The sequence below is a fragment of the Mycobacterium sp. PTI7 genome (genome assembly GCF_056679845.1).
This window is the reverse complement of the sequence record NZ_CM155252.1, coordinates 3,401,832-3,427,049: the sequence shown is the minus strand read 5'-3', so window position 1 is coordinate 3,427,049 and position 25,218 is coordinate 3,401,832. Positions and strand designations below refer to the sequence as shown.

Sequence of the window (25,218 nt, the reverse complement as noted above, 5' to 3'; positions counted from 1 at the left end):
GAACGTCCCTTCGGCGAGTGCGGTGCGTCCGCGCCCGATGTGCAGATAACTAGATTAACGTAATACATGTTCACCGAGATACCCGCCGGGGAGGCCACGTGAAACACGAACGCGACGAGTCGGGCCAGTGGCTCGCGGGACTGAGCCCGCCCATGCTCTCGCTGCGGACGTTCCTGACCGCGCATGACGAGATGCAGCGGCGCCAGGCCCGCCGGATGGGGATCAACGCCACCGACATGCAGGCGTTGCGGCTCCTCGACCTGCACGGGCCGCTGGGTCCGACCGAGCTGGGCCGCCGCCTCGACCTGCGCTCCGCGTCGGTCACGGTGCTGGTGGACCGCCTCGAGGCCACCGGCTACGTCGAACGCGTCCGCGACGAGCACGACCGGCGACGGGTGACGGTCCGCGCCCTGCCCGACGCCCTCGAGCTGCTGTTCGACACCTGGGCGCCCGTCGTCCGCGCACTCGACGACGTGGGCCACGGCCTCACGCCAGCGCAGCAGAAGGTGGTGTGCGCCTACTTCGACCAGATGTCCGCGGTGCTCGTGAGCGACTGATTCTCGCGAACGTTGATTACCGCCACGGTTCGGTGAGAGAACCGTGACACGAGCCGACACTCGAGGGCCGGGTGGACAGGTCGCGGCGAGTGTCGACCTTTCGTCGCCCACTGGCCGATTGGGCACCGACAACTCGACGTTCGGCGCGGTTGGTAGCGTCGGCTCCGAGGAATGCCCCCATAGCCCAATTGGCAGAGGCAGCGGACTTAAAATCCTCTGAACTGGGCGTTTGTTGTGTTTGACGCCGACGGTGGCGGTTGACGATATTGCCCCGACCTGCGAGTTCGGCGTTGGCGGCGTTGGTGAGCGGCGAGGTGGAATGGAACCACTGCGGTATCCACTGCGGTACCGGTTGTGGGGTGTCCAGAGTCGACGATTCGCGCCGGAGGAACTGCGGCTGAGCGCCGACTACGAGTTTGGCGGCGGCATCTTGAGGATCGGTACCGGTGTGTCGTCGTTGTCGATGTAGTCCAGTACCTCTGCGCCAGCGCGGAGGTGGGCGGCCACGTCGCCGCCTTGACTGATCCTTGTTGTGTGGTCCTCGCCGTTGTCACTTAGGTCAACGGACCAGGGCAGCGGGGGGTGCGCGTTCGGGGCGCCGGTGATGAGCGTCGGAATCGCGATCTCTATGACGTAGGCGTGGATCTGGTGGAGTTCGCGCCCGGGAGCGACCCAGGTTCCGGTGATGGGTGGTTCGACGTGCAGGGCAGCTTGGGATTCCAGAAGGACGGGCTGGCCGACGGTCGTGGTGGCGATGACGTCACCGACCGCCACCTGCCTCATGTTGTGGTCCGCCGCGACGAAAGATTCATCGCTTCGCTGAATCAACGTCCTCATGTAGGCCAACCGAATCGCCCGGTGCTTATCTTCGTTGGAATATCCCTGTAGCAGCAGGAGCGGATGGGGACTTTCAAGCTCGGCGCCGCTGAGGTAGTCCATGATTGGTGGCGTGGACGGTATGCCGTAGGTGCTGTTGTAGGGCTGTAGCGCTTCGATGCGGTCACCCAGGGCGCTCCCGGCACAGAGTTCGGGCACCCAGTTGCGCAACCTCTGCTGCCAGCTCGCGAGCTGGGCAGCGGTCTCGTAGATGGGCAGCGCCACCTTACGCGCAGCGTCGTCACGCAGCGGCTCCCCGCGGGCGGACGTGACGAGATGGAAAACGACGTTGTCGAGAACGGCTCGTAGATGGTTGACGGCCTCGCTGAACAGCATCCCGGCAGAGGGCGGTATCGGACGTATCCCAGTCACGACCGCATCGACAGTGCCCGGCGTCTCACCATGGACCGGCTCTACCGTCAAAGGTCCCCCGCACCCGGAGGACCAGCCGAAAGCCACCCGTCCGAGCTGCAGCTCCAAATCGTCGGCGCGGCCCAACCGCAACGCGACGTGCTCTAGGCCCCGAGGCAACCATGACGGTATCGGCTCGCCACCCCGCTCGTTGTCGCTCTTGCCCATGGCGACAGATCATGGCACCGCCCACCGACAACTCGGGCAGGATGCCGTGAACCGCCACACTGCCGTTCGCCCCCGCCGGATGCCGCGCCAGAAATGGCGAGACGACATGCTCTTCCAAAGTCTCACTTCAGCGACGAAAGAGCCCTCGGTAAGTGGGATTCGGCGACCCACAGATTCTCAAATCGGTGAACGACGGGGATGCGAGTGCAGCAGCTAGTTGCCCAACGCTTCGATCGCAGCCTTGAGCTTCTCGGCGACTTCTTCGGCGATTGGTTGCAGTTCGGGTTCGTCGGTGACGTCGACGAGCAGTTGCGGATTCATGGCTTCGACGAGCGTGCTCTCTGGGTCATCGGGGTCACTACGCACCACGACGTTGCAGGGCAGCAGCAGACCGATCTGACGGTTCGCCGTGATCGCACGGTGGGCCAACGGCGGATTGCATGCGCCGAGGATCAGGTAGTTCTCCATGTCCGCGTCGAGCTTGTTCTTCAGGGTCGCTTTCACGTCGATTTCGGTGAGGACACCGAATCCCTGCGCGGACAGTGCTTCTCGGGTACGGGCAACAGCGTCGTCGAATGACGTCTTCAGGGTGGTGGCCAGTGCGATGCTCATGATGACTCCTTTGTCGTGATGGGTTTAGGCCAGCGCGAGGAACAGCTTTTCCAGTTCGGCTTCGGTCATGGGTTTGTCGGCACCAGCTTGTTCACCGGTAACGCATTCCCGCAATCCGGTGGCGACGATCTTGAAACCGGCACGGTCGAGCGCACGGGACACGGCCGCCAGCTGAGTGACGACGTCTTTGCATTCGCGGCCGTTCTCGATCATCGAGATGACACCGGCGAGCTGGCCCTGGGCCCGCCGCAGCCGGTTGAGAACCGCATCGATGGCTTCTTGGTCGCCGACCATGGCATTTCCTTTCATCGCCCCTGCGCCATATTACCCGAGGGGGTATATGACGTCTCAAGTCGACTACTCGACCTCTCATGGCATTCCCGCTGGCAGGGCGTGTCTCCGCGGCGATCAGCTTCGCGCGCGTGGCGCTTCTCCGAGTTGACCGGTGATCGTCGCGGCATCGCAGGTGGCGCCGGCGCGGTTGTAGGGAAGCCGGGCCAGCAGCATTCCCATGGCGCAGGTGTTGGTCAGCGCGGCTACGGTCAGGCCGGCGCCGATCGCGAAGGCGATCCACTCCACGTGCGGAACGAATGCGCTCAGGAGAATGCTGACGGCAACGACGAGCCCGGCGACCAGGCGTACCTGCCGCTCCAGGTCCCAGCGCTGGGCGCCGCGGTTGACGGCGAATCCGTGGGCCGCCCACGCGGTAATGCCCCCCGCCAAGATGTGAACGTTCGGCAGACCGGCTTTCCGCAACGTCTGCTCAGCCTCATTGGCGCGTTGCCCGGAGCGGCAGATCAGGACAACCTGCTGATCGAGGTGGCCAGCGATGTCGTCGCGATGCTCCCGCAGTAGGTCCAGCGGCACGTTGTAGGCACCGTCGATGTGCAGGGTCTCGAACTCCGCGGGGGTGCGGACGTCGACGAGGCGCGGCGGATTGGCCGAGGCGAGCAGTTCCTGCAGCTCGGCGGCGTCGATCGTCGTGTTCGTCATGGATCAGGGACCACCTATCGGTTGATTGAAGATACCCATGGGGGTATCGTTGCCTTCGACGCTAGCATACCCAGAGGGGTATTCGTCAGACCGGGAATTTATACCCCTGGGGGTATTGTAGGAATGTCTGGCGGGCCGTCATGGGCCAGAGCCCGAGACACGACTGAGAGGAAGTCCAATGATCCTGGAGCAGTACTACATCGAGTGCCTTTCACACGCGTCGTACCTGATCGGCGACGACACCACCGGCCGCGCAGTGGTGGTCGATCCGCGCCGTGACATCAGCGATTACCTGGCCGACGCAAAGAAGTTCGGGCTGACGATCGAAGGGGTGATCAACACCCACTTCCACGCCGACTTCGTGTCGGGCCACCTGGAGTTGGTGGATGCGACCGACGCATGGATTGGCTTCGGCGAGGTCGCCGAGACCGACTACCCGATCCGCCGGCTGGCCGACGGCGAGCACGTGTCTCTCGGCGAGGTTGATCTGGAGATCTTGTCGACCCCGGGCCACACCTGGGAATCGATCAGCGTGCTCGTCCGCGAGCGTGCCGGGGCCGAGCCGGTGGCCGTGCTGACCGGGGACTCGCTGTTCATCGGCGATGTCGGCCGTCCGGACCTGGCGAACATCGGTGACAGCTCGACGAGCCACCTGGCTCGGGCGATGTACCGCACGCTGCACGGCACGCTCATGACGCTGCCCGACAGCGTGACGGTGATGCCTGCCCACGGCGCCGGCTCGTCGTGCGGAAAGAATCTCTCGACAGAGCTGACGTCGACGATCGGGGACCAGCGGGCGAGCAATCCGTCGGTGCAGCCAATGACCGAGGAAGCGTTCGTCGCGATGCTGACCGCGGGCCAGCCCGCCGCACCGGCGTACTTCGCCTCCGACGCGGCAATGAACAAGCGCATCCACCCCCTACTGCAGGCGGACCGCACCGTGCCCGAGATGACACCGCAGCAGATCCGCGCTGCGCTCGATGCGGGGGTGCGGGTGCTCGATGCCCGCAGCGTCGAGGACTTCGCCGCCGGGCACCTGCGCGGGACGGTCAACGTCGGCTTCGACGGCCGGTTCGCCGAAACCGGCGGCATGGTCGCCGACGTCGGTGAGCAGATCGCCCTGGTCACCTATCCGGGTGACGAGCAGCAGGCCGCGCTGCGCCTGGCACGCATCGGCTCCGATGGAGCCATCGGCTACCTCACCGTGGCCGGCGACGGGCAGTTCCCGGCCGAACTCGCCGACCTCGTGCAGGCCGCACCACGCACCACGGTCACCGAACTCGATGAGCTGCTGGCCGAAGACGCAGTGACGCTGATCGACATCCGCAACCCCGGTGAACGCGAGGGCGGCGCCATCCCCGACTCCCTGCACATCCCGCTTGCCCAGTTGCGTCTGCGCCTCGGCGAGGTGCCGACCGGCAAGCTGATCGTCGTGCACTGCGCCGGTGGCTGGCGTTCCAGCGTGGCCGGATCGTTGCTGCGCGCCAACGGCATTGGGCAGGTCTCCGACCTGCTCGGAGGCTACAACGCGTGGGCCGACGCCCACGCCGCAGTCTGACGTGACTGCTCGAGCAAGGACTTCACGCGATGTTGCACCGCCGATCAAACGGGTAGGGGAATTGTCATGGCGTTCGCGGTAGGCCTGGCGTTCGGTGCGCTGATCGGCGTGCTGCTGGGGCTGCTCGGCGGCGGGGGGTCGATCCTCGCCGTTCCGGCGCTGGTCTACGGGATGGGTTTCGACGTCGAGCAGGCCATCCCCATCTCGCTGATCGTCGTCGCCGCGGCCTCGGCGGTCGCGGTGCTGCCGAAGATCCGCGCCAAGCAGGTGCGGTGGCGCATGGCCGGGATCTTCGCCGCCGCCGGTATACCGGCCACGGTTGCCGGCAGCGCCATCAGCGCTCACCTGCCCCACTCGGTCCTGATGATCGGCTTCGCAGTCGTGATGGTGGTCGCCGGTATCCGCATGCTTGCCGACCAGGGCGCCACCGGCACGGCCTGCAAAATCGACGCCGGCCAGGTCAACTGGCGCCGCTGCGCACCCCGATCGATCGGCGCCGGCCTGCTGGTCGGACTGCTCACCGGGCTGTTCGGCGTCGGCGGCGGATTCCTCATCATCCCCGCCCTAGTGGTGGTCCTCGGCGTCGAAATGTCCACGGCCATCGGCACGTCGCTATTGATCATCATCGCGAACTCCGTCACCGGCGTCTTCTCTCACCTCCAGGGAATCAACTTCGACTGGCAGGTCACCGCCGCCTTCGTCGCCGCGGCGATGGCCACCGCACTGGTCGCCGGATACTTCGGCACCAAGACCGACACCACCCGGCTACAGCGCTGGTTCGCCTATCTGGTGTTCGCCGTCGCCGCCTACGTGCTCGTCGACACCCTCATCCTCAACTGACCCAACGATCAAAGGAACAGAACATGGACGTCTCGATCATCGAAGCCTCTGGACTCGGAGACCGCAGCTACCTGATCACCCACCACGGCATCGCCGTCGTCGTCGACCCACAACGAGACATCGACCGCATACTCGCCCTCGCCGAAGAGAACGAGGTCCGCATCACTCACGTGCTGGAGACCCACCTGCACAACGACTACGTGACCGGAGGACTGGAACTGTCACGCACCGTCGGCGCCGACTACGCGGTACCCGCCGGGGATGACGTCGACTACAGCCGCCGCCCGGTGGCCGACGGCGACATCATCGACGCCGGACCGATCCAACTGGAAGTGCTGCACACCCCCGGCCATACCCATCACCACGTCAGCTACGTGCTCCGCGACGACGCCGGCGCCGTCCACGGCGTGTTCACCGGAGGCTCGATGCTCTACGGCACCACCGGACGCACCGACCTCATCGGACCCGACGACACCGAGGAACTGTCACACGCCCAGTACCAATCGGTGCACAAACTCGCCGACCGCCTGCCCGCAGATACTGCGATCTACCCGACCCACGGCTTCGGCAGCTTCTGCTCGGCTACACCAGCATCCGGAGACTCCTCGACCATCGAGGAGCAGCGCAACACCAACCCGGCCTTGACCAAAGACGAGCAGAGCTTCGTCGACGAACTACTCGCAGGACTGTCGGACTACCCGGCGTACTACGCCCACATGGGTGTCATCAACAGCGAAGGACCCGCACCAGTGGACCTGACGCCACCGGCACCGATCGACCCCACCGAGCTGCGCCGGCGGATCGACGCCGGCGAATGGGTCGTGGACCTACGCACCCGCACAGCATTCGCCGCCGGACACCTACCCGGCACCTACGGGTTCGAACTGTCGGGCTCATTCGTCAGCTACTTCGGCTGGCTCTACGACTGGGGCGCCCCGATCACAGTGATCGGAGACTCGCCCGAACAGGTCGCCGAGGCCAAACGGGAACTGGTGCGCATCGGAGTCGACCGGCTCACCGGCGCGGCCACCGAAGGCATTGACACACTGGCCGACGGCAGTCGACTCGGTTCCTATCCCGTCGCCGACTTCGCCCGCCTCGCACAAGAACTCGGCTCCGGGTTGCCTTCCATATTGGACGTGCGCCAAAGTCGCGAGTACGACGAAGGGCACGTTTCCGGCGCCACCAACATCCCCCTTCACGAACTGCCGGACCGCCTGGATGGCGTGCCCGCCGGACCCGTCTGGGTGCACTGCGGATCGGGCTACCGCGCCTCCATCGCAGCGTCGCTGCTCGACCGCGCCGGTGTGGACGTCGTCTTGATCGACGACGCCTTCACCAAGGCCGGCGAGCAGGGCCTCACCGCTCGATGATCGCCTCGGCGACGAGACAGTCGCTATTTCATGGCCTATGTCGTCTTCGTTCAGCTGTAGACCCGGGCGGGCTCCGCGAACTGCGTATGAGTTGGACGGCGAAGAAAGACCCCTGGCACGTACCGCGGTGAGGGCCGAAATGAGAAGACGGAGTGCATTCCTTGACCTCGCGTTCCTCGCGCAACTCGCCGCCGCGGGCTGAGCTGTCACGCGAGTCACGGCGGGTCGCGCGGCGCGCGCTCGAAGTCTGCTACGAGTGGGCTGATTTCGGACGAGTCCCGAGATCATGGACTCATCCCCGGGGACTCTTCGAACGGGGGCGCATCGATGCAAGGCCGCGGTAACGCCGTGAATTCACGTGGGTTCGGGATCGCGTAGTCGGTTGACCAGAGTTTCCAACTCGTCGATCACCGGCCCCGTCGCCGCATTCATTGTGATGACAGCGACCCCTTCTACCAGATCCGTCCGATATAGACCGGTGGTCTATACGTCGATCACTGCGATGCGGTGAGCCTGGCCCAGCAGCCTAGCTAACGCGCTCTCAGGCGTCATTAAACACGCTCCGGCACAATTGCCTTGCCTGGCGAAATCGTTGGCACGACTTCTGGTTCGTCGGTGGTGGAATGGCAGGCTTATGCGTCCAGCCTGTCCATCGGATGCCATCCCACCAGCGTGATTCCGCGGTGCCCCACGGATCGGAATACCAGGCAGCCTGCACGGTCATCGGCACCCCGCCCCCAAACCGCCGTGCCTCTGCGGCGCTGCACGGGGGCCCCGATAAGGGTGCGGGGCAGGTGCAGGCGTATTGCGACTCGACCTCCAACGTAGCGGGGTGATAGCCAGTTGAGGCATCACTACAAGAGTCCAATCCGAAGAGACCAACGGTAGGAGAGATTGCCCGCATGAAGTACGACCTTCCGGACGTCACGGTCCAGACCGGCGGTGCTCATCCGGTTGTGAAGGATCGTTAAAAACGACAATTGTCTTCAAGTCTTCTGACACGAAAGTCTGCGACACGTGTATGAGCGAATTTGAAACACCCCGACGTGGGTTTGAAGGTTGAGCAAAAGTGCTCTCGAAGCTGTCTTGTTCCTCGGCAAGCGAGACACTTGCCGTTCTACTTATCACCGGTCAGATGCCAGGCACCCAATGACAACCTGAATTGACTCGGGTAAGGGATTACGGCTGAGGCTCGCCGGCTGAGCGTATGGGTCGGTGGGCCTTGAGAAAGTCGTCGACGATATTTTCGCATTGGTGACGGCTGATCGTGCGGAGTCCCGTCATGCGCGCGAACGCCAGTGGTCCGACGAGTTGGCACATGGCGAGTTCGACGTCGAAGTCGTCCAGCTCGTCGCGGGCTTGGGGGCTCTGGAGGATGGCATCGAACGGCTGTCGGTATTGGTCGACCACCCTCGTTCGTAGCGATTGTGTATGCCCTGCGTCGTCACCATTGCTCGATGTGGGCCCCAAGGAGACCCAGGCCAGGGTGGTGAGGTGAAGGGGCGCCTCGGCGAACAAGGTTGCCTGACGTGTGAGTAGTCCGATCAGCTGCTCCCGCAGGGGAAGTGAACTCGTAAGCGGTGGTGTGACTTGGGGTAGGAGTCGCTCGAAGGTGGCAGCGAGAAGGTGGGAGGAACTGTTGAAATGGCGGTAGAGGGTGGTTCGCGCGACCTTAGAGGCCTTGGTGACCGCCTCGATCGTGACCGCCTCGACTCCGCCCGTGCTGAGCAGATGAGCCGCGGCGTCGAGCAGACGGGTTCGTGACCGCGCGCGGCGTGGATCGGCGTCGTCGTCGGGCGACGCGTCTTCGCTCAACGCCGTGTCCGTCGTTTGATTGGTCCGGCCGTTCCAACTCGCATCGGGTTATGGTACCAACAGTAGCGTAGCGATACTGCGCGTCCCGCCGTGATCGTTGCTCATGGCAGCGTCCGCCCCCGGGCCTGCCCTCACAGGCCGAGGATTGCCGATGATGACAACCGGATCGATCAAAGAGGATCGCTGGGCCGAGTCGGTCCGTAAACGCGAGATCATCCTCGACTGCGCCGCGACAATTGCCTCGAGTGGCGGCTACGACGCGGTGAAGATGCGCGCAGTTGCCGATAGCGCCGGGATTGCGGTCGGCACCCTCTATCGCCTCTACCCATCGAAGGCGCACGTACTGGTGGCCATCCTGGCGCGTGAGTTCGAACGTATTGGAGCCGAACGAGATTGGACCGCCACAGCGGGATCATCGCGGCTGCGGGTGGAGCACCTGAGTGCGCGCCTCTGTCGAGAATGGCAGACCAGGCCGGCGCTGACGGCGGCCGTGACCCGCGCGTTCGTCAGCGCCGATGGCAGCGCGAGCGCCGAGGTGGACCGCGCGGAGGCGGTCATCGAGCACCTGATCGGGCTGGCGATCGCCGGCGGGGAACCGAACCCGAGGCAACACCGAATCGCCGCCATCGTCGGCAACGTCTGGCTCGCCAGCCTGATCACATGGGTCCGGCACGGCACCTCCGCAGACGATATCGCCGTCCGACTACAGCGCAGCATCGGATTGGTCATCGAGAACGCAGAGTCGCGACAGGCGTGACCGGACGGCGACTTGGACGGAACGCTACTATCGGTAGCGCAGCGATACTGTTAGTATCGTAGGAACCCAATTGGCGGCGAGAGGCGGTCTGATGATCACCCAGTGGATCGAAGCGTGCGAGGTCCAGCGCGTCAGCCTGGTCGGCGGTCTGGTGCTCAATCTGGAGGACTACAACGAGTTGGTCATCACGCGTCCACTGCGCTTGTCACTCCCTCCGGTGGGGGCTTATCCGGCAGAAGACGTGCTCGTTGATCCGAATGACGTGCCGAATTACCAGCGCTCGTTGTTGAACTTCGCCGGGAGCGTCTGCACTCGCGCCACCTGCGACGACGACGGCACTCTGCGTGTCGAGTTCTCCAACGGCTATGGCTTCACAGTGACCGCCGATGAGAGTTTCACGGCGTGGGAGTTGTACGGCAAGCGCCACGGTTATATGGCCTGTCTACCTGGTGGCCGGGTTCGCGTCGTGCGCCATGATCTGCCTGAGGATGACCTGGTTTCGGAGCGCCCGGCGGTGCGCCCTTGAGTGCCGACGATAACGAAACGGACGCGCACGACCTCGCCGCCAATCGGGTCCGCGAACGCGCCTTATCGGCAGCGAGGACGTCCGGGGAGTACAGCGAGCGTCTCGGCGCGTTGGCCCGTTTCACGGTGCGGCACAAGGCGTTGGTCATTGGCGCTTGGGTCGGACTGGCAGTGATTCTGGCCCTGCTGTTTCCGCAACTGGAGACTGTGGTCCAGAAACAGTCGGTGCAGCTGATCCCGCGCGACGTCGGGTCCTTCCAGACCATCGACCGGATGAGCGAGGCCTTCGGCGAGCAGGGCTCCAAGACCATGTTGTTCGTGGCGATGGAGGACCAGTCGGGCATGACGCCGTCGGCGCGGCAACGTTATACCGATCTGGTGTCGCGGCTGCGTGCCGACACCGACCACGTGCTTCTCGTTCAGGACCTGCTGGCTGATCCGGTGACCGCGACTCAGGCGCTCAGCGAGGACGGCAAGGCCTGGTATCTGCCGGTCGGGGTGGCCGGCACGCTCGGTGACCCCGCTGCCGCCGAGTCGGTTACCGCGGTCCGCGCCATCGTCGCCGAGGTGTTCGACGGTTCGTCGACGACGGCGAAGGTCACCGGTCCGCCGTCGACGTTCAGCGATCAGATCGCCGAGGCCGAACACGATCTGCTGTTCATCTCCATCGCCACCGCGGGGTTGATCGCGCTGATCCTGCTCATCGTCTACCGGTCGGTGTTCACCGCGCTGTTGCCTCTGCTGGTGATCGGCATCAGTCTGGCCGTGGGGCGGGGGGTGCTCTCCGCGCTGGGCGAGCTGGGTATGCCGGTGTCGCAGTTCACCGTGGCCTTCATGACGGCGATACTGCTAGGCGCAGGCACCGATTACACCGTCTTTCTCATCAGCCGTTACCACGAACAGCGCCGGGCGCAGGTCGCCCCCGATCAGGCGGTGGAGCACGCGACCGCCAGCATCGGCCGCGTCATCTTGGCCTCGGCCGCCACGGTCGCGTTGGCGTTCGCCGCGATGGTGTTCGCCAACTTGAGCGTGTTCGCCGGGATGGGACCGGCCTGCGCGGTGGCTGTGCTGGTCGGGTTCGTGGCGACCGTGACACTGTTGCCGCCGGTGCTGTCCCTGGCGGCCAAACGCGGCATCGGCGAACCCAAGTCCGACCGCACGCGCCGCTACTGGAACTCGGTAGCCGTGGCCGTGGTGCGCAAGCCCGTGCCGCTGCTGCTGGTCAGCCTTGCCATCCTGCTGGCATTCTCAGCGGTCGCCACGACGATCACGTTGAGCTACGACGACCGCAAAGGACAACCCGACACCACCGCCAGCAACCAGGGGTACCAGCTGTTGGACCGGCACTTCCGCAAGGACATCGTCATCTCCGAATTCCTCGTCGTGGAGTCCCCCACTGACGTGCGCACCGGCAAGGGACTGGCCGACCTTGACGAGATGGCGTCGCGCATCGCGCAGATCCCCGGGGTAACGAAGGTGTCCGGGGTAACCCGCCCCGCGGGAGCACGCCTGGAGCAAGCGCAACTTGGTTGGCAGAACGGACAAATCGGCGACAAGATGGCCGGCGCAGTGGACGACGGCAGCGCCCGCAAGGACGACCTGGCCAAGCTCACCGGCGGCGCGGACCAACTCGCCGGCGGCCTCGCCCAACTCGACACCACCCTGCGGACCGCCCTGACGCCACTGACGGGAATCCTCGACCAGGCCCAGAGCGCCGGACAACAGGTGGACCAGTTCCGGCCCCTGTTGAAGCAACTCTCGGCCACCGCACCTGCCGTCGACCAGGCGCTGCGTTCTGGCCCTGGGCTGCGCCCACTCGCTGAGCAGGCCGACGGCGCCATCGCCACGATCGACCCCCTTGTGGGCGCCCTGAACACCTCGCCGTGGTGCGCGACCACACCGCAGTGCGCCCAAATTCGCGACCAAGTCCAAGTCCTCACGACGCTACGCAACGCCGGGTTCTTCACCCAGGTCGCCGGGCTCGGCGACACCGTCGGCCAGAACGCATCCGTGGCCGATACCCTGGCCGACGTCCAGACCGCCGTCACCTCGTTGGACAACGCGTTCGGTGCGCTCGGTGACCCCGCCGACCTGGCCGGAAACGTCCGCCGACTCCAAGACGGCATCCGCCAACTCGCCTCCGGCGCCCGAGCGCTCGCCACCGGTGTGCACACCCTGGCCGACAGCAACATCGAAATGCTCAGCGGGATGAGCCAGATCGCCACCCAACTGCAGAACTCGGCGCGCGCCAGCACCGGCTCCGACACCGCCAGCGGCTTCTTCCTGCCGCCCAACGCCTTCGAGAACCGGCAGTTCGCCGACGTCGCCAAACAATTCCTCTCCCGTGACGGGAAGACCGCCCGATTCCTCATCGAATCCAGCAACGACCCCTACAGCGCGGACGCCATGCACCTGTCCCATGAGATGGTCGCCGTCGCCGAGGCCGCCCGGCCCAACACCTCCCTGGCGCAGGCCCGCGTCTCGGTCGCCGGATTTCCCGCGGTCAACTCCGACATTCAGCGCCTCCTGACCGCCGACTTCATCCAGCTGGCCGCCGCGACCTTGCTCATCGTGGGCATGATCCTGGTGCTGCTGCTGCGTGCACTGCTCGCCCCGCTCTACCTGCTGGGCACCGTCGTACTCAACTACACCGCGTCGCTGGGCATCGGAGTCTTGGTGTTCCAGTGGGGCCTGGGCTACGAAATCGCGTGGCCTGTGCCGTTGTTGGCGTTCATCATTCTGGTGGCCGTAGGCGCTGACTACAACATGCTCCTGGTCTCGCGTCTCAAGGAGGAATCCACCCGCAACATCCGCGTCGGGGTGCTTCGCACCGTGGCCAGCACCGGCTCGGTGATCACCTCAGCTGGCATCATCTTCGCGGTCAGCATGTTCGGGTTGATGGTCGGCTCCATCGCCATCATGATTCAGGCCGGGTTCATCATCGGCTGTGGTCTGCTGCTCGACACCTTCGTCGTGCGCACGCTCACCGTCCCCGCCATCGCCGTCCTGCTCCGCGAGGCCAGCTGGTGGCCGCAACGCCCCGCCACCACACGATCCCACTAGCGCCTGCAATCGGCTAACCGGCCGCTGTCAGTAGATGTGTTCTTACACCGCCGTCGCATCCCCCCTCGTAGCTGGTGAACGAACTACAAGGACACCTCGGGTCCAAACCCACCCACAGGACGGCCGCGCGAGCGTGCGAGGTGTGGTTGCAACGCCCCGATGGCCAGGTGCCGAAAGCGGACGATTGCACATTTGGCTCTGGCGGGCAGTAAATCGCGACCGGCGCTGTATAGCGACACGACTAGGGGCGAAGTAACAGTTCGTGGCGACACGAAAAGCTCGGCACTTTACGGTTACAGGACCCACGCGCGACGGCCCAACGGCGGTGGAACCTTGGCGCCATTGATGGTGCTGGCGACATCCGTACGCGTCCAACGGCTTTTGACCAGAAACTACTACCGGCACATCGCCCGTACTCTGAAGCGCGCGCGATGGGATATCACACGCAGCGCCGGGATATGTGGGGTCCCGCCAGGTCCGCAGGCTCGAGTAGAACGAAACCCCAATGCCTCGCTCTAGCAGGCGAATTGCGGTCCCAGGCCGTCGAAACCCGCAAACGACTATCGACACGGTCGTGGTGTCGTCATCTAGCCACCGGTTCATAGGTCAGCTCTTCGGTCCACGATGGAGGCTTACCGAGCACCGCCGTGGGGAAGTGGTCGATCGCGGTGCCCAACCGCTGTGAAATGTAATGCAATGGCTGGGAACGCTTTATGCTCGCGGACATGTGGGCCTTTAGGATGTGGTAGCCGGGAACGCGGCGCGTGTACTCACTACGGTCCCCTACGTTCTCGTACCGCATCACCGCGCTGTACAACTTCTCCTCCCGACAGTCCCATGGCGTTGAGATTCGTCAGCATCCTAGTAAGCAGCGGCACGTACAGGACGCCGCCGACAAGAACTCTGGGGTCGACAAGCGCCCCTATTGTCTGAATCGCATGAATGCGCAGAGGGCTGGCGCCGAGGTCGTTCAGGACTTGAAATCCGACTGCTAGGTGTCGCGATTCGTCGCTGTTGACCTTGTTGAAGACCTCGGCGCACAGCGGATCCTCCACCTCGTCGAGCAGGAACTTGAGCAGTGCTCCGTCAAGCGCAGTCTCCAACGCGGGAATCGCCGCTCCGATCACTGTCAGCGGAAGGGCCTCGGCGTATCTGTCGAGCCACTCGATGACGAGGCGAATGTTTTTATTCGGCTGAGGAGTTTCGCCATGGTCAAGCATTCCCCAACGTTTCATGAGGGCGAGCTCCGCGTTAGCGTGCCGCTGCTCCTCCGCGTGAAAGTACTTGTAAATGTCACCTAGGGCATCGAACGGCGCCTTCGGCGCCATGGCGGCGAAAGCGCGTGCTCCGACGTGTTCTATCCACACCACATCAGACATGAACTGCTTCAGGGTGGGCCGCTGCTCGTCGGTGATCGCATCGGCGCCCGGCGCATCCCAATCGATGTCGGCCAGCGCCCACTGCCGATTCTTGATCGTCTCCAGCATGTCGCTGTACTTGAATGCCATTGGACATGTCTCCTTGACTCTCGTGGAAAGGCTTAGCTGGCGATACGCTCGCCCAGCCCGAGTGCGCGGTACAACTTGCAGACACCGCGCGTTTGAAGAACGACGGGATCTGGGCGCCGTTCAGAAAAAGACACGAAAGAGCTTGCGCGCCAGAGAATCCGATGACGCACCAATGCCCGGAATCGGCTACCCGGAAAGGTCACCATGGCGTCCGCAGCGGGCAATTCATTCTGCCATTGACGGGCTACGGGCCAGCGCCGGTGGTCACTCGCTGCGTTCCGTCGGCGTCGAATAGTTCTCTGGTCCAGCGTTCGAGAATTTCGGTGCTGTCCCAGTCGTCGGGGTGGAATCCGGCGCGGGTGTACGAACGAAAACGTTCAATGGCGGCCGAGCTGAACAGTGGAGAACGACGGAAGGCGCGAAGGCTGGTCAGGATGCGTCTCGGGTTGTATGCGGCTGGGTCGCCCACCAACGAGCGAATCGTCTGGACAACCAACTCCGCGAACAGGATTACGGTGGCGAGCCGCATTCCCCAGACTCTGGTGCGTTCGCCGCCTCCGATGGCCGTGTAGACATCGAAAGCGACTGCCTTGTGCTCGCATTCTTCGAATGCGTGCCAGAGCAGAATCGACCGGACTTCGGTGTGGCCGATCAGTCCCTGAGCCTCGTCACTGGTGAGGATGATCTCGGCAAACGTGGCGGTGTAGTGCTCCAGGGCCGCGGTCACGCTCAGCCGCATCGCAGGAGAGAAGCGCTTCTCAAGTCGGCCGACCAACTTCTTGGTGTGACGGTCGATCCCGTCGGTTGGATAGCCCATCGCTTGGAGTCGATCGTTCAGAAGTCGATGCTGATGCCGATGGGTCGCCTCCTGCGCGATGAATCCCTTCACCGCTTCACGTAGATCGGCATCGCTGAGTTGGTCCCGGAACTCGCGCACTGACCGGATAAAAAAATCCTCCCCCTCCGGGAATGTCGCCGACAAGGTCGATACGAAATGGCTCATCACCAAGTCGCCGTCGACGAAGTGCTGACGTTTGGTCGCTGCGGGCATCGCGAAACGGACGCGTCGAGGCTTCGGTAGCACCCGCGCCGGTGGTCGTGCGTTCGGCTCACTGCTCATTGATAGCTCCCGTCGTGATGGACAGCCTGATCATGTGACTTTATGCCTAGTCAGATTGGGATGGCAAGCTTTGACTCATGCGTTCCGAGCGGGTGTACAGCGGGATGTCTGCGGACGAGCGGCGCCAAGACAGGCGAGGACGTCTCATCGATGCGGCAGTTGACTTAATCGGCACACGTGGTGTTGCAGCCGCCACCGTCACTGCCATCTGCGCAAAGTCCGGCGTCACGTCACGCTACTTCTATCAACACTTCTCTGACCGGAACGCGGTGTTGCGGGCGGTCTATCGGCAGGTCTACGGCACGTTTTACGACGTCATAGAGCAAGCAATTCCCGACTCCGACGCCGAACCCGCAGTCTTGGCGTATGGCCCGATCAGCGCCCTAATCCGGATGATCGACGACGACCCTGGGCTTGCCCGGATACTGTTCGTTGAATCCGCGACCGAGCCACTGCTCAGGGAGTTGCGCAGTGAGATGTTGGCCGGATTCACTGACCTCGTGTTGCGCGAGGCCAGACTCCACCTCGACATTGCCGACTCGGCAGTGGGCGTTGCCCACTTGGCCTCCACACTGGGGGTTGGAGGGCTGTTCGAAATTCTGCGCCGCCGACTCGACGGCGAGCTGAGTTTCACTACTGACGAACTCGTCGGGCACTGTGCAGGGTTTCTGGGCAGCCTCGGAGGTTACGTGTTGTTGCAGAATGCAGGGGAGGCGCACACCCCGGTCGCGGCGACGATCGCCAGTGCCGCAGGTCGAACCGCAGATCGCGGCGAAGAAATTTAACGTATCGACTGACTAGTGCTGCACGATTGATCGAAACCGGTGACTTTTCATCCGACTCGACCCCGCGGGTTCATGGTGGGATGCCGACAGCACTGGTGGCGGTAGCAACGTCTACTTCAAAGCCCTGGGGCCAACTGCGCCTGGCTAACCCCATCGCAACAGTCAGTCGGGTCTTCACGGCGTGTTGCGGTCGAGGAAATCGGTGACCGCGGCGGTGAAGGCGTCGTTGTCGTCACCGGCGATCATGTGACCTGTGCCGGACACGTCGACGGTCTCGGAGTGCGGGACTAGTTGGGTGAACTCGTCGACGGTGGCCTGGGAGACGACGTCGGACAGCAGTCCGCGTACGAGCAGTGTGGGGGCGGTGACGCGTCGGGCTCCGTCGATCAGCAGATCGCTGATCGCGTCGAACTGCTCGGTTCCCTCGGTGGCGCCGTCGCGCAGGAAGTCGAAGTTGGAGTGGATGAATGCCGGGTCCCATCGCCAGACCCAGCGGCCATCGTGGCGCTGACGGAGCACCTTGTGCAGGCCGTCGACGTTGTCGGGTCTCGCGCGATGCGGGTTGTAGGCGGCGATCACCTCGGCGGCCTCGTCGAGGGTGCCGAAGCCCTCGGGGCGGGCGGCCATGAACGACACGACACGACGAGCGCCCGCAAACTCCAACCGCGGCGTGACGTCGACCAGGACTACTGCCCCCCACAAGTCCGCGGGTGCAAGCAGATGCGCACCCAAGACCGTCATGCCGCCCAGGGAGGCGCCCACGACGGCGGGCGGAGTATCGGCGCTGAAGTGGTCACGGACGGCGATGAGGTCGCTCGCGAGCCGGTCGACGTCGTAGCGGCCGGCGGGGTCCCAGTCGCTATCACCGTGACCGCGGGTGTCATAGGCGACCACCGAGTACCCGCACGAATGGAGCCGACGCGCCGACCTGCTCCAGGCGTGCCTGTTCTGGCCGCCGCCGTGCAGGAGCAGCACGACGGGACGGTTGCCGTCGTAGTGGTAGTAGTCGGCGGCCAGGGTGATCCCGTCTCCGGTGCGTACCCGATGCTGCACGGCGGAGGTCACGACGCGTTGCCCATGGTGTTCACGATCGTGACGGTGCCCTGCGCGGCGCAAACGGCTTTGTCGCCGTTGGTGATGTCGATCCTCGCCACCCCGCTGCGCTTGCCCAGCGACACGATGTCGGCGACCGCGACACACACTCCGCTGGATACGGGTCTGAGTAAGTTCAGCTTGAACTCGGTGGTGGCGACCCATGATCCTGCCGGAATGACGGGATAGAACACCACCCCGAGGCAGTGGTCGACCATCGCGGACAAACACCCGCCGTGCAGGTTGCCGAACGGTGTCAGCAGATCGTCGCGGGTCTCCATCTCCGCCACCAGCCGACCGGCGGTCAGTTCGGTGTGCCGAAAGTTCAGAAACGTTGACAGTCCTCCGGCTGTGTTCGCCGTTTTCAGCAACTGCGTGGCGATCTGCTCATCGAACTGCGCATACTTCACGGTCACCATGGCGTGTCACGCCTCGCTTTCGTTGTCATCGGTTGACCGCCGTGAGCCGGCGAACCGCTCGAGCATGTCGCCGAACGCGCCGAGGTCGCCGTGTGCGGCGAAGTGCTTGACATCCACGGCGACAAACATCGCGGTGGCGGTGAAGCGCACGACACCGTCCTCTCCCGTTCCGGTTGCGCTGACATGCAGTGCTCGACCTTCGCGGTTGTCGACGCGGGCAACGATGCGGTGGGGTTGATGCAATGGCACCGGTTGGATGTAGGAGATAGCCAGATTGCGGGTGACTGCCGGGGTGCCCGCGATCCATAGGGTGAAGCCGAACAGGTCGTCGCAGGCGGCGGAGATAGCACCGCCGTGCGCGAGACCTGGTGCTCCGCCGTGCCTTTCGTCGAAGACCAGGTCGGTGTACACGTGTTGTCCAGATCGAAACACCGTCATCTGCAAGCCGTTGGGGTTGTCGGGGCCGCATCCCATGCACGTGGGGGTGTGCGGCGGCAACTGCTCTGGCTCAAGGGTTGGCGCCTCGCTCACGCGGTGCTCGATTCTGTAGAGGTGTCGGTCTGCGATTCGGTGCTGGTCTCGGTCGACGGTCGGCGCCGTGGGGTTGTAGGCGGGCGGCCCGGCGCCCAGATCGCGAGGATGACCGCATTGATGGCCGTGATTGCCGAAAGCGCAAGGGCGGCTTGGCTATTGCCGTGTGCGAACGCTTCTTTGGCGATGTCAGCGAGATGCGCAGCAGAGGGACTGGACTGCTCGGAGATTGGCAGTGCTGCCGCCAGCGAGTCCGCGAATGCTTCGCGCGCGGGCGGCGGAACTGCGGGAAGCACGGGTTGGATGCGATTGGTGTATCCGGCGGCCAGCACGCTGCCGGCGATCGCCACACCGATGGCGGCACCGATCTCTCGGCTGGCATCGTTGACTGCGGCGGCCACGCCGTGTTTCTCCACCGGCGTCGCGGCAACGATCGCTGTGGTCGCTGGCGCGGTGACTAGACCCAGCCCGGCGCCCATGGCCAGCAGAGGCCATAGAAAATCGGGGTAAGTCGCATCAACACCGAGGCGGCTGACCAAGTAAAGGCCAACGGCGATGAGCAGCATGCCCGGGGCGGTAACCACGCGCAGGCCGTACCGCTCGGCCAGCATCGGCGCGATCAGCGAGATGACCACGATCGGGACGATCAGCGGCGTGAGGGCCATCGCCGACTGCAATGGCCCGTAGCCGACCACGAGTTGGAGGTACTGCACCAATAGGAAGAAAGCCCCGAACATGACCAGAAACTGGAGGACCAGTGAGAGCGCGCCGCTGCCGAAGCCTCGGTCAGCGAAGAGTCGAAGGTCCAGCAGCGGGTACTCGCGCCGCAGCTCCACGACCACGAACGCCGCTGACCCCACGACGCCGGCGGCGAACAGCCCCAGCACCCACCCGTCGGTCCAACCGCGCAAGGGTGCCTCGGTGACGGCTATGACGATGACACCGACGGCAGCAGCGATGCACAGCGACCCGATGTAGTCCAGGGGTGGATGGGTTTCCTGGGCGGTCTTAGGCAGGGTGAGTGCGGCAGTCATCAATGCCAAACCGGCGACGGTGAGACCGACGAAGATGGATTTCCACGTCCATACCTCCAGCAGCGCCCCGGAGCACAAGACGCCGACGACGGCGCCCGATGCGGCGACACCCGCCCAGATCCCCACGGCGCGGCCGCGTTGATGCTCGGGGAATCCCGCGGTCAGCAGCGACAGCGTCGAGGGCATCACGAACGCAGCACCCAGCCCTGCGATGGCTCGCGCCGAAATCAGCCACCACGGATCTGCTACGAGCAGCGGAATGACCGACGCCGCGGAAAAGACGAGCAGTCCGAGAATCAGAACCAACCGGCGACCGTACCGGTCACCGACGGCGCCCGCAGGGAGGACCAAGCCCGCTAAGACCAGGGTGTAGCCGTCCACGACCCACGTCAATTGACTTTGCGTCGCGCCGGTTTGCTCTGCGATGTCGGGCAGCGAGGTGTACAGGGCCGCCATTGAGCCGATGACCAGTGCCACCGACAGGCACGACACCACAAGCGTCCATCTCTGGCCTCCCGTGAGTTTCCGGGCGGCCTGCATGGGATATGACGCATTGTCGATGTCGTCGAAGACGGGCACGGGCTAGACCGCAGTGGTCCACGTAATGGGCAGCGAGGTGTAGCCACGAATCGGCCCAGACCGCAGCCGCCGCGCGGAGTCCAGGTCGACCTCCCAGTCAGGCACCTTGTCCAGCAACGCATTCAGGGCGATCCGGGTCTCCATCCGCGCTAGCGACGCACCCAGACAGAAGTGAATGCCGCGACCGAAGGCCACCTGGTGCTCGCTGCGGCGCTCGATGTCGAAGACGTCCGGCTCGGGGAAGGCACGCTCGTCACGATTGGCCGACCCGAACAGCAGCAGTCCCTTTTCGCCCTGGCGCATGGTCGTGCCGTGCAGAGTGACATCACGGGTCAGGGTTCGTGAAAGACCCTGAGCGGGTGAGTCGTAACGCAACAACTCCTCCACCGCCGGCCCCAACAGCGTTCGATCGGCGCCCAGGCACCGACGGATCTGCCGATGCTGGGCCAGCACGACCGCGGAGTTCCCCAGCAGATTCGTAGTGGTCTCGTAGCCGGCGACGAGCAGCAACGCGCAGAACCCAAGGACCTCCTCATCGGTCAGCACGACACCGTCGACCGCGGCATTCGCCAACGCCGACATCAGATCCTCGCGAGAATTCTTGCGGCGGTCAGCGAGGAAGTCAGTGAAGTAGGCGTAGATCGCCGCGGCGGCGGCCAGAGCGTCGGAGGTTTGTCCGTGGTTGACGTCGACCTGCACCACCTGGCTCGACCACACTCGGAACTGATCACGATCCGTGGCGGGAACACCCAACAAATCAGCGATCACCGCCGCAGGCAAGATGGCGGCGAAGTCGGTCACAAAGTCCGCACGCCCCGACCCCTCGTCGAGGCGCTCGAACAACTCCGCCGCCATCTGCGTGATGGCGTCTTGTAGACCGGCAACTCTGCGCGGAGTGAACGCTCGGCTCACCAGGGCGCGCAACTGGTCATGTCGCGGAGGGTCCATCACGATCATCATCGGCAGGAACGAACCGATGAAATTCGATCCCGGCGGGGTGGGGAATATCCCGTCCACCGAGGAGTACGTGCCGTGATCCAGTGCTGCGGCCTGAACGTCTGCGTGCCGACTCAATACCCAGGTATGTGATTCCTCGGCGCGGTACACCGGAACCGTATCGCGCAACAACCGGTACGTCGGATAGGGATCGCTGAGGATCGAGGCATCGAACGGGTCATAACGGATCTGCACCGCGACCATAAGAAGCTCCTACCGCGAATGACGACGGTCTAGACTCGGAGTCTAAACGCAGAGAATGAGGTGGGCAACGTGTGTTTCCACCGAAGATCTGACCCGGACGAATCTGTAGCCGAGACAGTACTGACGACCAAGACCAATGCCGTCGCCGCGATTGCTGGAGCGCTGGCAAACTCGCCGACGCGTTGCCGCTTCTGTCGACGACGCAATCTGGATTCGTAGGGCTCGTCCAAGACGACACGCGCGGCCCTACGGTGGAGTTTGAGTTAGAGCGACGGGCTTTCGTTTGCTTGAGCCAGCGCCCCAGCATCATGGCCCAGACGATCAAGGAGTCGGTTGAGTGGGGCGAGGATGATGACACGTCTGGGCGATTGGAGCGCACACCTTCGAAATGACACCACGCCAGTAGCCAGCATCGCCAACACAGTTAGTGCGAACAGACAGGCCATGCGCTTCCTCCTTTTGATGCGGTCATCATCTGTGAGTGCCGTGCGACAGAAGCTGCGTAGGCGTTCAGTTGCACTTTGTCAGCACTCGGACCGCTCCATGTTGAGCGGATCGCCTGGTCTGACCGTAGAACTTACTGCGCGGGCCCGGTAGGTCTCACATCGTTGAACTTTTCGGCATACTTTGTCTCCCGGAGACAAAGGGCGCACTACTGTGCCTAGTGTGCTTGATTCGTCGCGAGGTGAAGGCGCCCCTGCACCCGCATTAGCTGACTTGCTCGGCCGCGTCGGCGACCTGGTCACGGGCCTACCCGAGGCCATCCATCGGCTTCTCGTTGAGCAGGTCACCGAACTTACGGCCGATCAGCAGCTCAGGGATTTGCTGAGCGACACCGTCGCGGCGAACGTGGGCACCTGGTTATCCGTCATCCGCTACTCGATTCCGATCGACCACGTCGAAGCGCCGACGGCTGCCCTCGAACACGCGCGTCGGATGGCGCAGCGTGAGATCCCCGTCAACGCGCTGCTACGCGCCTACAGGCTCGGGCATCAACACGGGCTCAATCTCATCATCGCCGGTTTGCGAAGCGCGGACCTCCCCCCCGAACAGAAACTGGCACTCTTCGAGCAAATCACCAGTGTGTCGTTCCGCTACATCGACTGGATGTCCGAACAGGTGCTGGAGACCTACCAGGTCGAGCGCGCGCACTGGGACGACAACCGGCGGAGTCTGCGTGAACAAGCCATCCGCGACATCCTGGACGGACGCGACATCGACGTGACCGAGACCTCGTACTCCATGAGGTACCCGTTGAGCGCAACGCATATGGCCCTCCTGGTCTGGCTCAACCAGGATGCGAGCGCCGATGCCGATCAGCTCATCGCCCTGGAGCGTGTCGCGCGGGACGCGGCCTCCGCGGCTGGAGCCGAGCAACTGCTCTACCACTCGATTGACCGCCTCGTCGCGTGCGCGTGGATGACGGTCCCCGACCCGTCCAGCTCACTATCTCAGCTGCGCGCCTTCGCCCAAACCTGCAGCGAGAGCCCGCGAATGGCGGTCGGTGCGCCGTCTCGCGGGCTGGATGGCTTTCGTCGGACCTACCGGCAAGCGCAACAGGCGCGCGCAGTCGCGATGGTGGCCGAAGGCGGCACCCGACGATTCGTCGCTGCCCAAGACTCCGGTCTGGCGCTCGCATCGATGCTGCTGGCCGATGTCCCGACGTTGAAGTCCTGGGTCCACGATGTGCTCGGCCCACTCGCTTCGAGCAGCACATCGGATCGCCGTTTGCGAGAAACGCTGAGCACGTTTCTCCGCGCCGGTGGCAGCTTCAAGGCCGCGGCCGTGGACCTCCACATTCACGGCAACACGGTGAAATACCGCGTGAATCGGGCGGTCGAGCGCCGTGGCCGAGCCCTCGCCGATGACCGACTGGACGTCGAGTTCGCACTGCTCATGTGCGCTTGGTTCGGCGACGCAGTCCTGACCTGACTTCGAGGCGAGCGCTCAGTGTCGTGAGAGCCGGAACTCGCTCGGAGAGCGGCCCGTCCATCGCTTGAAGGCATGCGAGAAGTTGGTCAGATCGCCGTATCCCAGTTCGGTGGCGATCTGACTCGCCGACATCGAACGGGTGAGCAACAGCAGCATGGCGCTCTCGCGCAAACACGACTGGCGCAACTGCCGAAAGGTGGTCCCCTCTTCGGATAGACGCCTCTTGAGCGTGCTCGTGGACACCGAGAGTTCGTCTGCCACCCATTGGCTACTTCGCTGCCCGGGGTCCTTCTCCAGCAGCTGTCTCACCTTCTCCGAGAAGGAGGTGGCTCCGCGCCGCTGGTCGAGAGTTCGCTTCAGCTCGGCGACGGCGAGTCGATACGCGAGGGGATCGGAGAAGCGGCACACCTCGTCGAGCGTGTCCGCAGGAACGTGCAGATAGGACATCGGAGCTTCGAAGAACACGCGCCCGGCTAGCGCAGGGTCTTCCTGGTAGGAAGCCGGCGCAACGGGCGCTGGCCAACCCACATGAAGCGCGACGGTCGGCGCGGGACCTACGAGCATGTCCATCAGCCGCAACAACGCCGACCCGGTGTAAGTGACGGCCAGGCAGTCCAGCGCCGGATCGCCGGTGTGTCCGCTCAGCCCAACGGTGAGGCCGTCGGCATTCGGATGAAACTGTGGATTGATGGCTGCGGTGATCAGCGGCAGATAGGTGAGCAGCTCCACTATCTCGGCGACCGAGCCGGCACTCACCAGCGGAACACTCAACGGGCCGAAGGACGTCAACTGGGCCTGCCCGGCGAACGCGAAGCCGAGCAGCGTTGCGTGGTCGACGTCAAGATCGGGGTAGACCTCTCGAAGCCACCGCAACGGGGCCTGAATGTCACGCCGAATCAAGGTGGCCTCGTCAGTACCTTCACGCGCCATGACATCACGAAGCCGCGCGACGACGTCTGGGTCGAGCGCGTGGCTCTCGAGCATCTGCACGAACGCCAGCGGCGGCACACCCGGATCGTTGAGGTTCACCTAAACATGCCCCTCTGAGCCGAAATCACAAGTATCTGACTCCTGCGAACATAGCCGCAGCCACCTTCCTCGATGAGACTTTCACCAAGTCACCGAGCACGAACCTATGAGGAGTTGGCCATGGCGGTTGTCACCTTCGTCTCCCACGACGGCGAGAAGCGCGAAGCGCCTCTGCAGGCAGGTCAGTCGCTGATGCAGGTTGCGACAAACAACGCGATACCCGGTATCGACGGCGACTGCGGCGGCGAGGCCGCGTGTGGCACCTGCCACGTGGTCGTCGATCCGCAGTGGTCAGAGCAGGTGGGCCTCTCCGGCGCCGAGGAAGAGGAGATGCTCTCAATGAACCCCGAGCGACAGCCGACCTCTCGGCTGTCGTGCCAGATGCCGGTGTCCGAGGCGTGGGACGGCTTGATCCTCCACACCCCCGAATTCCAAATGTGA

23 protein-coding genes and 1 pseudogene are annotated in these 25,218 nt (G+C 64.2%); 10 read left to right on the top strand and 14 right to left on the bottom strand.

Annotation, left to right across the window (positions count from 1 at the left end; all coding sequences use genetic code 11):
* The first annotated feature begins 98 nt into the window (after positions 1-98).
* Positions 99-557: a MarR family winged helix-turn-helix transcriptional regulator gene (locus AC1MEY_RS16420; RefSeq protein ID WP_480226528.1), complete on the top strand. Its 459-nt coding sequence runs from the start codon at positions 99-101 to the stop codon at positions 555-557.
* A gap of 408 nt (positions 558-965) precedes the next feature.
* Here AC1MEY_RS16420 and AC1MEY_RS16415 read toward each other — a convergent pair whose 3' ends face one another.
* The 4 genes from AC1MEY_RS16415 to AC1MEY_RS16400 all read right to left on the bottom strand — a co-directional run bounded on the left by AC1MEY_RS16415 (position 966) and on the right by AC1MEY_RS16400 (position 3,617).
* Positions 966-2,012, bottom strand: coding sequence for a hypothetical protein (locus AC1MEY_RS16415; protein ID WP_163923110.1), 1,047 nt, complete (start codon positions 2,010-2,012; stop codon positions 966-968).
* A gap of 213 nt (positions 2,013-2,225) precedes the next feature.
* The gene (locus AC1MEY_RS16410) at positions 2,226-2,624 is read right to left on the bottom strand and encodes a DUF302 domain-containing protein (RefSeq protein WP_163923115.1); all 399 of its coding nucleotides are present in this window, start codon (positions 2,622-2,624) and stop codon (positions 2,226-2,228) included.
* A 24-nt stretch (positions 2,625-2,648) separates the two neighbouring features.
* Complete coding sequence (locus tag AC1MEY_RS16405; RefSeq protein WP_163923118.1) at positions 2,649-2,918, bottom strand: metal-sensitive transcriptional regulator; 270 nt, start codon at positions 2,916-2,918, stop codon at positions 2,649-2,651.
* Between the two features lie 114 nt (positions 2,919-3,032).
* Entirely contained in the window at positions 3,033-3,617 is a 585-nt protein-coding gene (locus AC1MEY_RS16400; protein ID WP_163923120.1) for a rhodanese-like domain-containing protein, read from the bottom strand.
* Between the two features lie 178 nt (positions 3,618-3,795).
* On the opposite strand from AC1MEY_RS16400, the gene AC1MEY_RS16395 reads away from it, so the two are divergent.
* The 3 genes from AC1MEY_RS16395 (at position 3,796) to AC1MEY_RS16385 (ending at position 7,388) form a co-directional block, all read left to right on the top strand.
* Positions 3,796-5,175 (top strand): MBL fold metallo-hydrolase, encoded by a 1,380-nt coding sequence (locus AC1MEY_RS16395; RefSeq protein ID WP_163923122.1) that lies wholly within the window; start codon positions 3,796-3,798, stop codon positions 5,173-5,175.
* A 66-nt stretch (positions 5,176-5,241) separates the two neighbouring features.
* The gene (locus AC1MEY_RS16390; protein ID WP_163923125.1) at positions 5,242-6,015 is read left to right on the top strand and encodes a sulfite exporter TauE/SafE family protein; all 774 of its coding nucleotides are present in this window, start codon (positions 5,242-5,244) and stop codon (positions 6,013-6,015) included.
* A 23-nt stretch (positions 6,016-6,038) separates the two neighbouring features.
* Positions 6,039-7,388: an MBL fold metallo-hydrolase gene (locus tag AC1MEY_RS16385; RefSeq protein WP_163923127.1), complete on the top strand. Its 1,350-nt coding sequence runs from the start codon at positions 6,039-6,041 to the stop codon at positions 7,386-7,388.
* A gap of 541 nt (positions 7,389-7,929) precedes the next feature.
* Here the strand turns inward: AC1MEY_RS16385 and AC1MEY_RS16380 are convergent.
* Both AC1MEY_RS16380 and AC1MEY_RS16375 read right to left on the bottom strand, forming a co-directional pair.
* The gene (locus tag AC1MEY_RS16380; RefSeq protein ID WP_163923129.1) at positions 7,930-8,112 is read right to left on the bottom strand and encodes a DUF2510 domain-containing protein; all 183 of its coding nucleotides are present in this window, start codon (positions 8,110-8,112) and stop codon (positions 7,930-7,932) included.
* Between the two features lie 455 nt (positions 8,113-8,567).
* The gene (locus tag AC1MEY_RS16375; protein ID WP_163923131.1) at positions 8,568-9,203 is read right to left on the bottom strand and encodes a TetR/AcrR family transcriptional regulator; all 636 of its coding nucleotides are present in this window, start codon (positions 9,201-9,203) and stop codon (positions 8,568-8,570) included.
* 151 nt (positions 9,204-9,354) lie between these two features.
* Between AC1MEY_RS16375 and AC1MEY_RS16370 the strand changes: the two genes are divergently transcribed.
* The 3 genes from AC1MEY_RS16370 (at position 9,355) to AC1MEY_RS16360 (ending at position 13,548) form a co-directional block, all read left to right on the top strand.
* Positions 9,355-9,960, top strand: a complete 606-nt coding sequence (locus tag AC1MEY_RS16370; protein WP_163923134.1) for a TetR/AcrR family transcriptional regulator — start codon at positions 9,355-9,357, stop codon at positions 9,958-9,960.
* Between the two features lie 91 nt (positions 9,961-10,051).
* Positions 10,052-10,486, top strand: coding sequence for a DUF6188 family protein (locus AC1MEY_RS16365; protein ID WP_163923136.1), 435 nt, complete (start codon positions 10,052-10,054; stop codon positions 10,484-10,486).
* A complete protein-coding gene (locus tag AC1MEY_RS16360; RefSeq protein WP_480226527.1) occupies positions 10,483-13,548 on the top strand; it encodes an MMPL/RND family transporter in 3,066 nt (1,021 codons plus the stop codon). The genes AC1MEY_RS16365 and AC1MEY_RS16360 overlap by 4 nt, the downstream gene beginning before the upstream one ends.
* A gap of 583 nt (positions 13,549-14,131) precedes the next feature.
* Here the strand turns inward: AC1MEY_RS16360 and AC1MEY_RS16355 are convergent.
* Both AC1MEY_RS16355 and AC1MEY_RS16350 read right to left on the bottom strand, forming a co-directional pair.
* Positions 14,132-15,056 (bottom strand): annotated as a pseudogene (locus AC1MEY_RS16355) (ferritin-like domain-containing protein).
* A 244-nt stretch (positions 15,057-15,300) separates the two neighbouring features.
* Entirely contained in the window at positions 15,301-16,176 is an 876-nt protein-coding gene (locus AC1MEY_RS16350) for a metal-dependent hydrolase (RefSeq protein WP_163923142.1), read from the bottom strand.
* A gap of 77 nt (positions 16,177-16,253) precedes the next feature.
* On the opposite strand from AC1MEY_RS16350, the gene AC1MEY_RS16345 reads away from it, so the two are divergent.
* Positions 16,254-16,961: a TetR/AcrR family transcriptional regulator gene (locus AC1MEY_RS16345; RefSeq protein ID WP_179973525.1), complete on the top strand. Its 708-nt coding sequence runs from the start codon at positions 16,254-16,256 to the stop codon at positions 16,959-16,961.
* Positions 16,962-17,135: 174 nt separating this feature from the next.
* Here the strand turns inward: AC1MEY_RS16345 and AC1MEY_RS16340 are convergent, their stop codons facing one another.
* From AC1MEY_RS16340 to AC1MEY_RS16320, 5 genes are read right to left on the bottom strand one after another with little or no spacing between them, the layout of a single operon-like run.
* Positions 17,136-18,026: an alpha/beta fold hydrolase gene (locus AC1MEY_RS16340; protein WP_163923146.1), complete on the bottom strand. Its 891-nt coding sequence runs from the start codon at positions 18,024-18,026 to the stop codon at positions 17,136-17,138.
* A complete protein-coding gene (locus AC1MEY_RS16335) occupies positions 18,023-18,472 on the bottom strand; it encodes a PaaI family thioesterase (protein WP_276078137.1) in 450 nt (149 codons plus the stop codon). Before AC1MEY_RS16335 ends, AC1MEY_RS16340 begins: the two co-directional genes overlap by 4 nt.
* Before the next feature lie 6 nt (positions 18,473-18,478).
* Positions 18,479-18,946 (bottom strand): PaaI family thioesterase, encoded by a 468-nt coding sequence (locus tag AC1MEY_RS16330; RefSeq protein ID WP_163925117.1) that lies wholly within the window; start codon positions 18,944-18,946, stop codon positions 18,479-18,481.
* A gap of 53 nt (positions 18,947-18,999) precedes the next feature.
* Positions 19,000-20,577 (bottom strand): MFS transporter, encoded by a 1,578-nt coding sequence (locus AC1MEY_RS16325; protein ID WP_163925118.1) that lies wholly within the window; start codon positions 20,575-20,577, stop codon positions 19,000-19,002.
* A gap of 42 nt (positions 20,578-20,619) precedes the next feature.
* Positions 20,620-21,816: a cytochrome P450 gene (locus AC1MEY_RS16320; RefSeq protein ID WP_163923149.1), complete on the bottom strand. Its 1,197-nt coding sequence runs from the start codon at positions 21,814-21,816 to the stop codon at positions 20,620-20,622.
* Positions 21,817-22,482: 666 nt separating this feature from the next.
* On the opposite strand from AC1MEY_RS16320, the gene AC1MEY_RS16315 reads away from it, so the two are divergent.
* Entirely contained in the window at positions 22,483-23,748 is a 1,266-nt protein-coding gene (locus tag AC1MEY_RS16315; protein WP_163923152.1) for a PucR family transcriptional regulator, read from the top strand.
* Between the two features lie 15 nt (positions 23,749-23,763).
* Here AC1MEY_RS16315 and AC1MEY_RS16310 read toward each other — a convergent pair whose 3' ends face one another.
* Positions 23,764-24,777, bottom strand: a complete 1,014-nt coding sequence (locus AC1MEY_RS16310; protein WP_163923155.1) for a helix-turn-helix transcriptional regulator — start codon at positions 24,775-24,777, stop codon at positions 23,764-23,766.
* Between the two features lie 120 nt (positions 24,778-24,897).
* Here AC1MEY_RS16310 and AC1MEY_RS16305 point away from each other — a divergent pair, with 120 nt between their 5' ends.
* Positions 24,898-25,218 carry a 2Fe-2S iron-sulfur cluster-binding protein gene (locus AC1MEY_RS16305; protein WP_163923158.1) on the top strand — a complete coding sequence of 107 codons (321 nt, stop codon included), beginning with the start codon at positions 24,898-24,900 and terminating at the stop codon, positions 25,216-25,218.

Coding starts and splice junctions, on each gene's coding strand:
- AC1MEY_RS16405 (WP_163923118.1), bottom strand. CDS start 2,918: ATGGTCGGCGACCAAGAAGCCATCGATGCGGTTCTCAACCGGCTGCGG.
- AC1MEY_RS16320 (WP_163923149.1), bottom strand. CDS start 21,816: ATGGTCGCGGTGCAGATCCGTTATGACCCGTTCGATGCCTCGATCCTC.
- AC1MEY_RS16410 (WP_163923115.1), bottom strand. CDS start 2,624: ATGAGCATCGCACTGGCCACCACCCTGAAGACGTCATTCGACGACGCT.
- AC1MEY_RS16365 (WP_163923136.1), top strand. CDS start 10,052: ATGATCACCCAGTGGATCGAAGCGTGCGAGGTCCAGCGCGTCAGCCTG.
- AC1MEY_RS16370 (WP_163923134.1), top strand. CDS start 9,355: ATGATGACAACCGGATCGATCAAAGAGGATCGCTGGGCCGAGTCGGTC.
- AC1MEY_RS16345 (WP_179973525.1), top strand. CDS start 16,254: ATGCGTTCCGAGCGGGTGTACAGCGGGATGTCTGCGGACGAGCGGCGC.
- AC1MEY_RS16385 (WP_163923127.1), top strand. CDS start 6,039: ATGGACGTCTCGATCATCGAAGCCTCTGGACTCGGAGACCGCAGCTAC.
- AC1MEY_RS16400 (WP_163923120.1), bottom strand. CDS start 3,617: ATGACGAACACGACGATCGACGCCGCCGAGCTGCAGGAACTGCTCGCC.
- AC1MEY_RS16305 (WP_163923158.1), top strand. CDS start 24,898: ATGGCGGTTGTCACCTTCGTCTCCCACGACGGCGAGAAGCGCGAAGCG.
- AC1MEY_RS16390 (WP_163923125.1), top strand. CDS start 5,242: ATGGCGTTCGCGGTAGGCCTGGCGTTCGGTGCGCTGATCGGCGTGCTG.
- AC1MEY_RS16415 (WP_163923110.1), bottom strand. CDS start 2,012: ATGGGCAAGAGCGACAACGAGCGGGGTGGCGAGCCGATACCGTCATGG.
- AC1MEY_RS16335 (WP_276078137.1), bottom strand. CDS start 18,472: ATGGTGACCGTGAAGTATGCGCAGTTCGATGAGCAGATCGCCACGCAG.
- AC1MEY_RS16350 (WP_163923142.1), bottom strand. CDS start 16,176: ATGAGCAGTGAGCCGAACGCACGACCACCGGCGCGGGTGCTACCGAAG.
- AC1MEY_RS16395 (WP_163923122.1), top strand. CDS start 3,796: ATGATCCTGGAGCAGTACTACATCGAGTGCCTTTCACACGCGTCGTAC.
- AC1MEY_RS16325 (WP_163925118.1), bottom strand. CDS start 20,577: ATGCAGGCCGCCCGGAAACTCACGGGAGGCCAGAGATGGACGCTTGTG.
- AC1MEY_RS16380 (WP_163923129.1), bottom strand. CDS start 8,112: ATGACCGTGCAGGCTGCCTGGTATTCCGATCCGTGGGGCACCGCGGAA.
- AC1MEY_RS16330 (WP_163925117.1), bottom strand. CDS start 18,946: ATGGGATGCGGCCCCGACAACCCCAACGGCTTGCAGATGACGGTGTTT.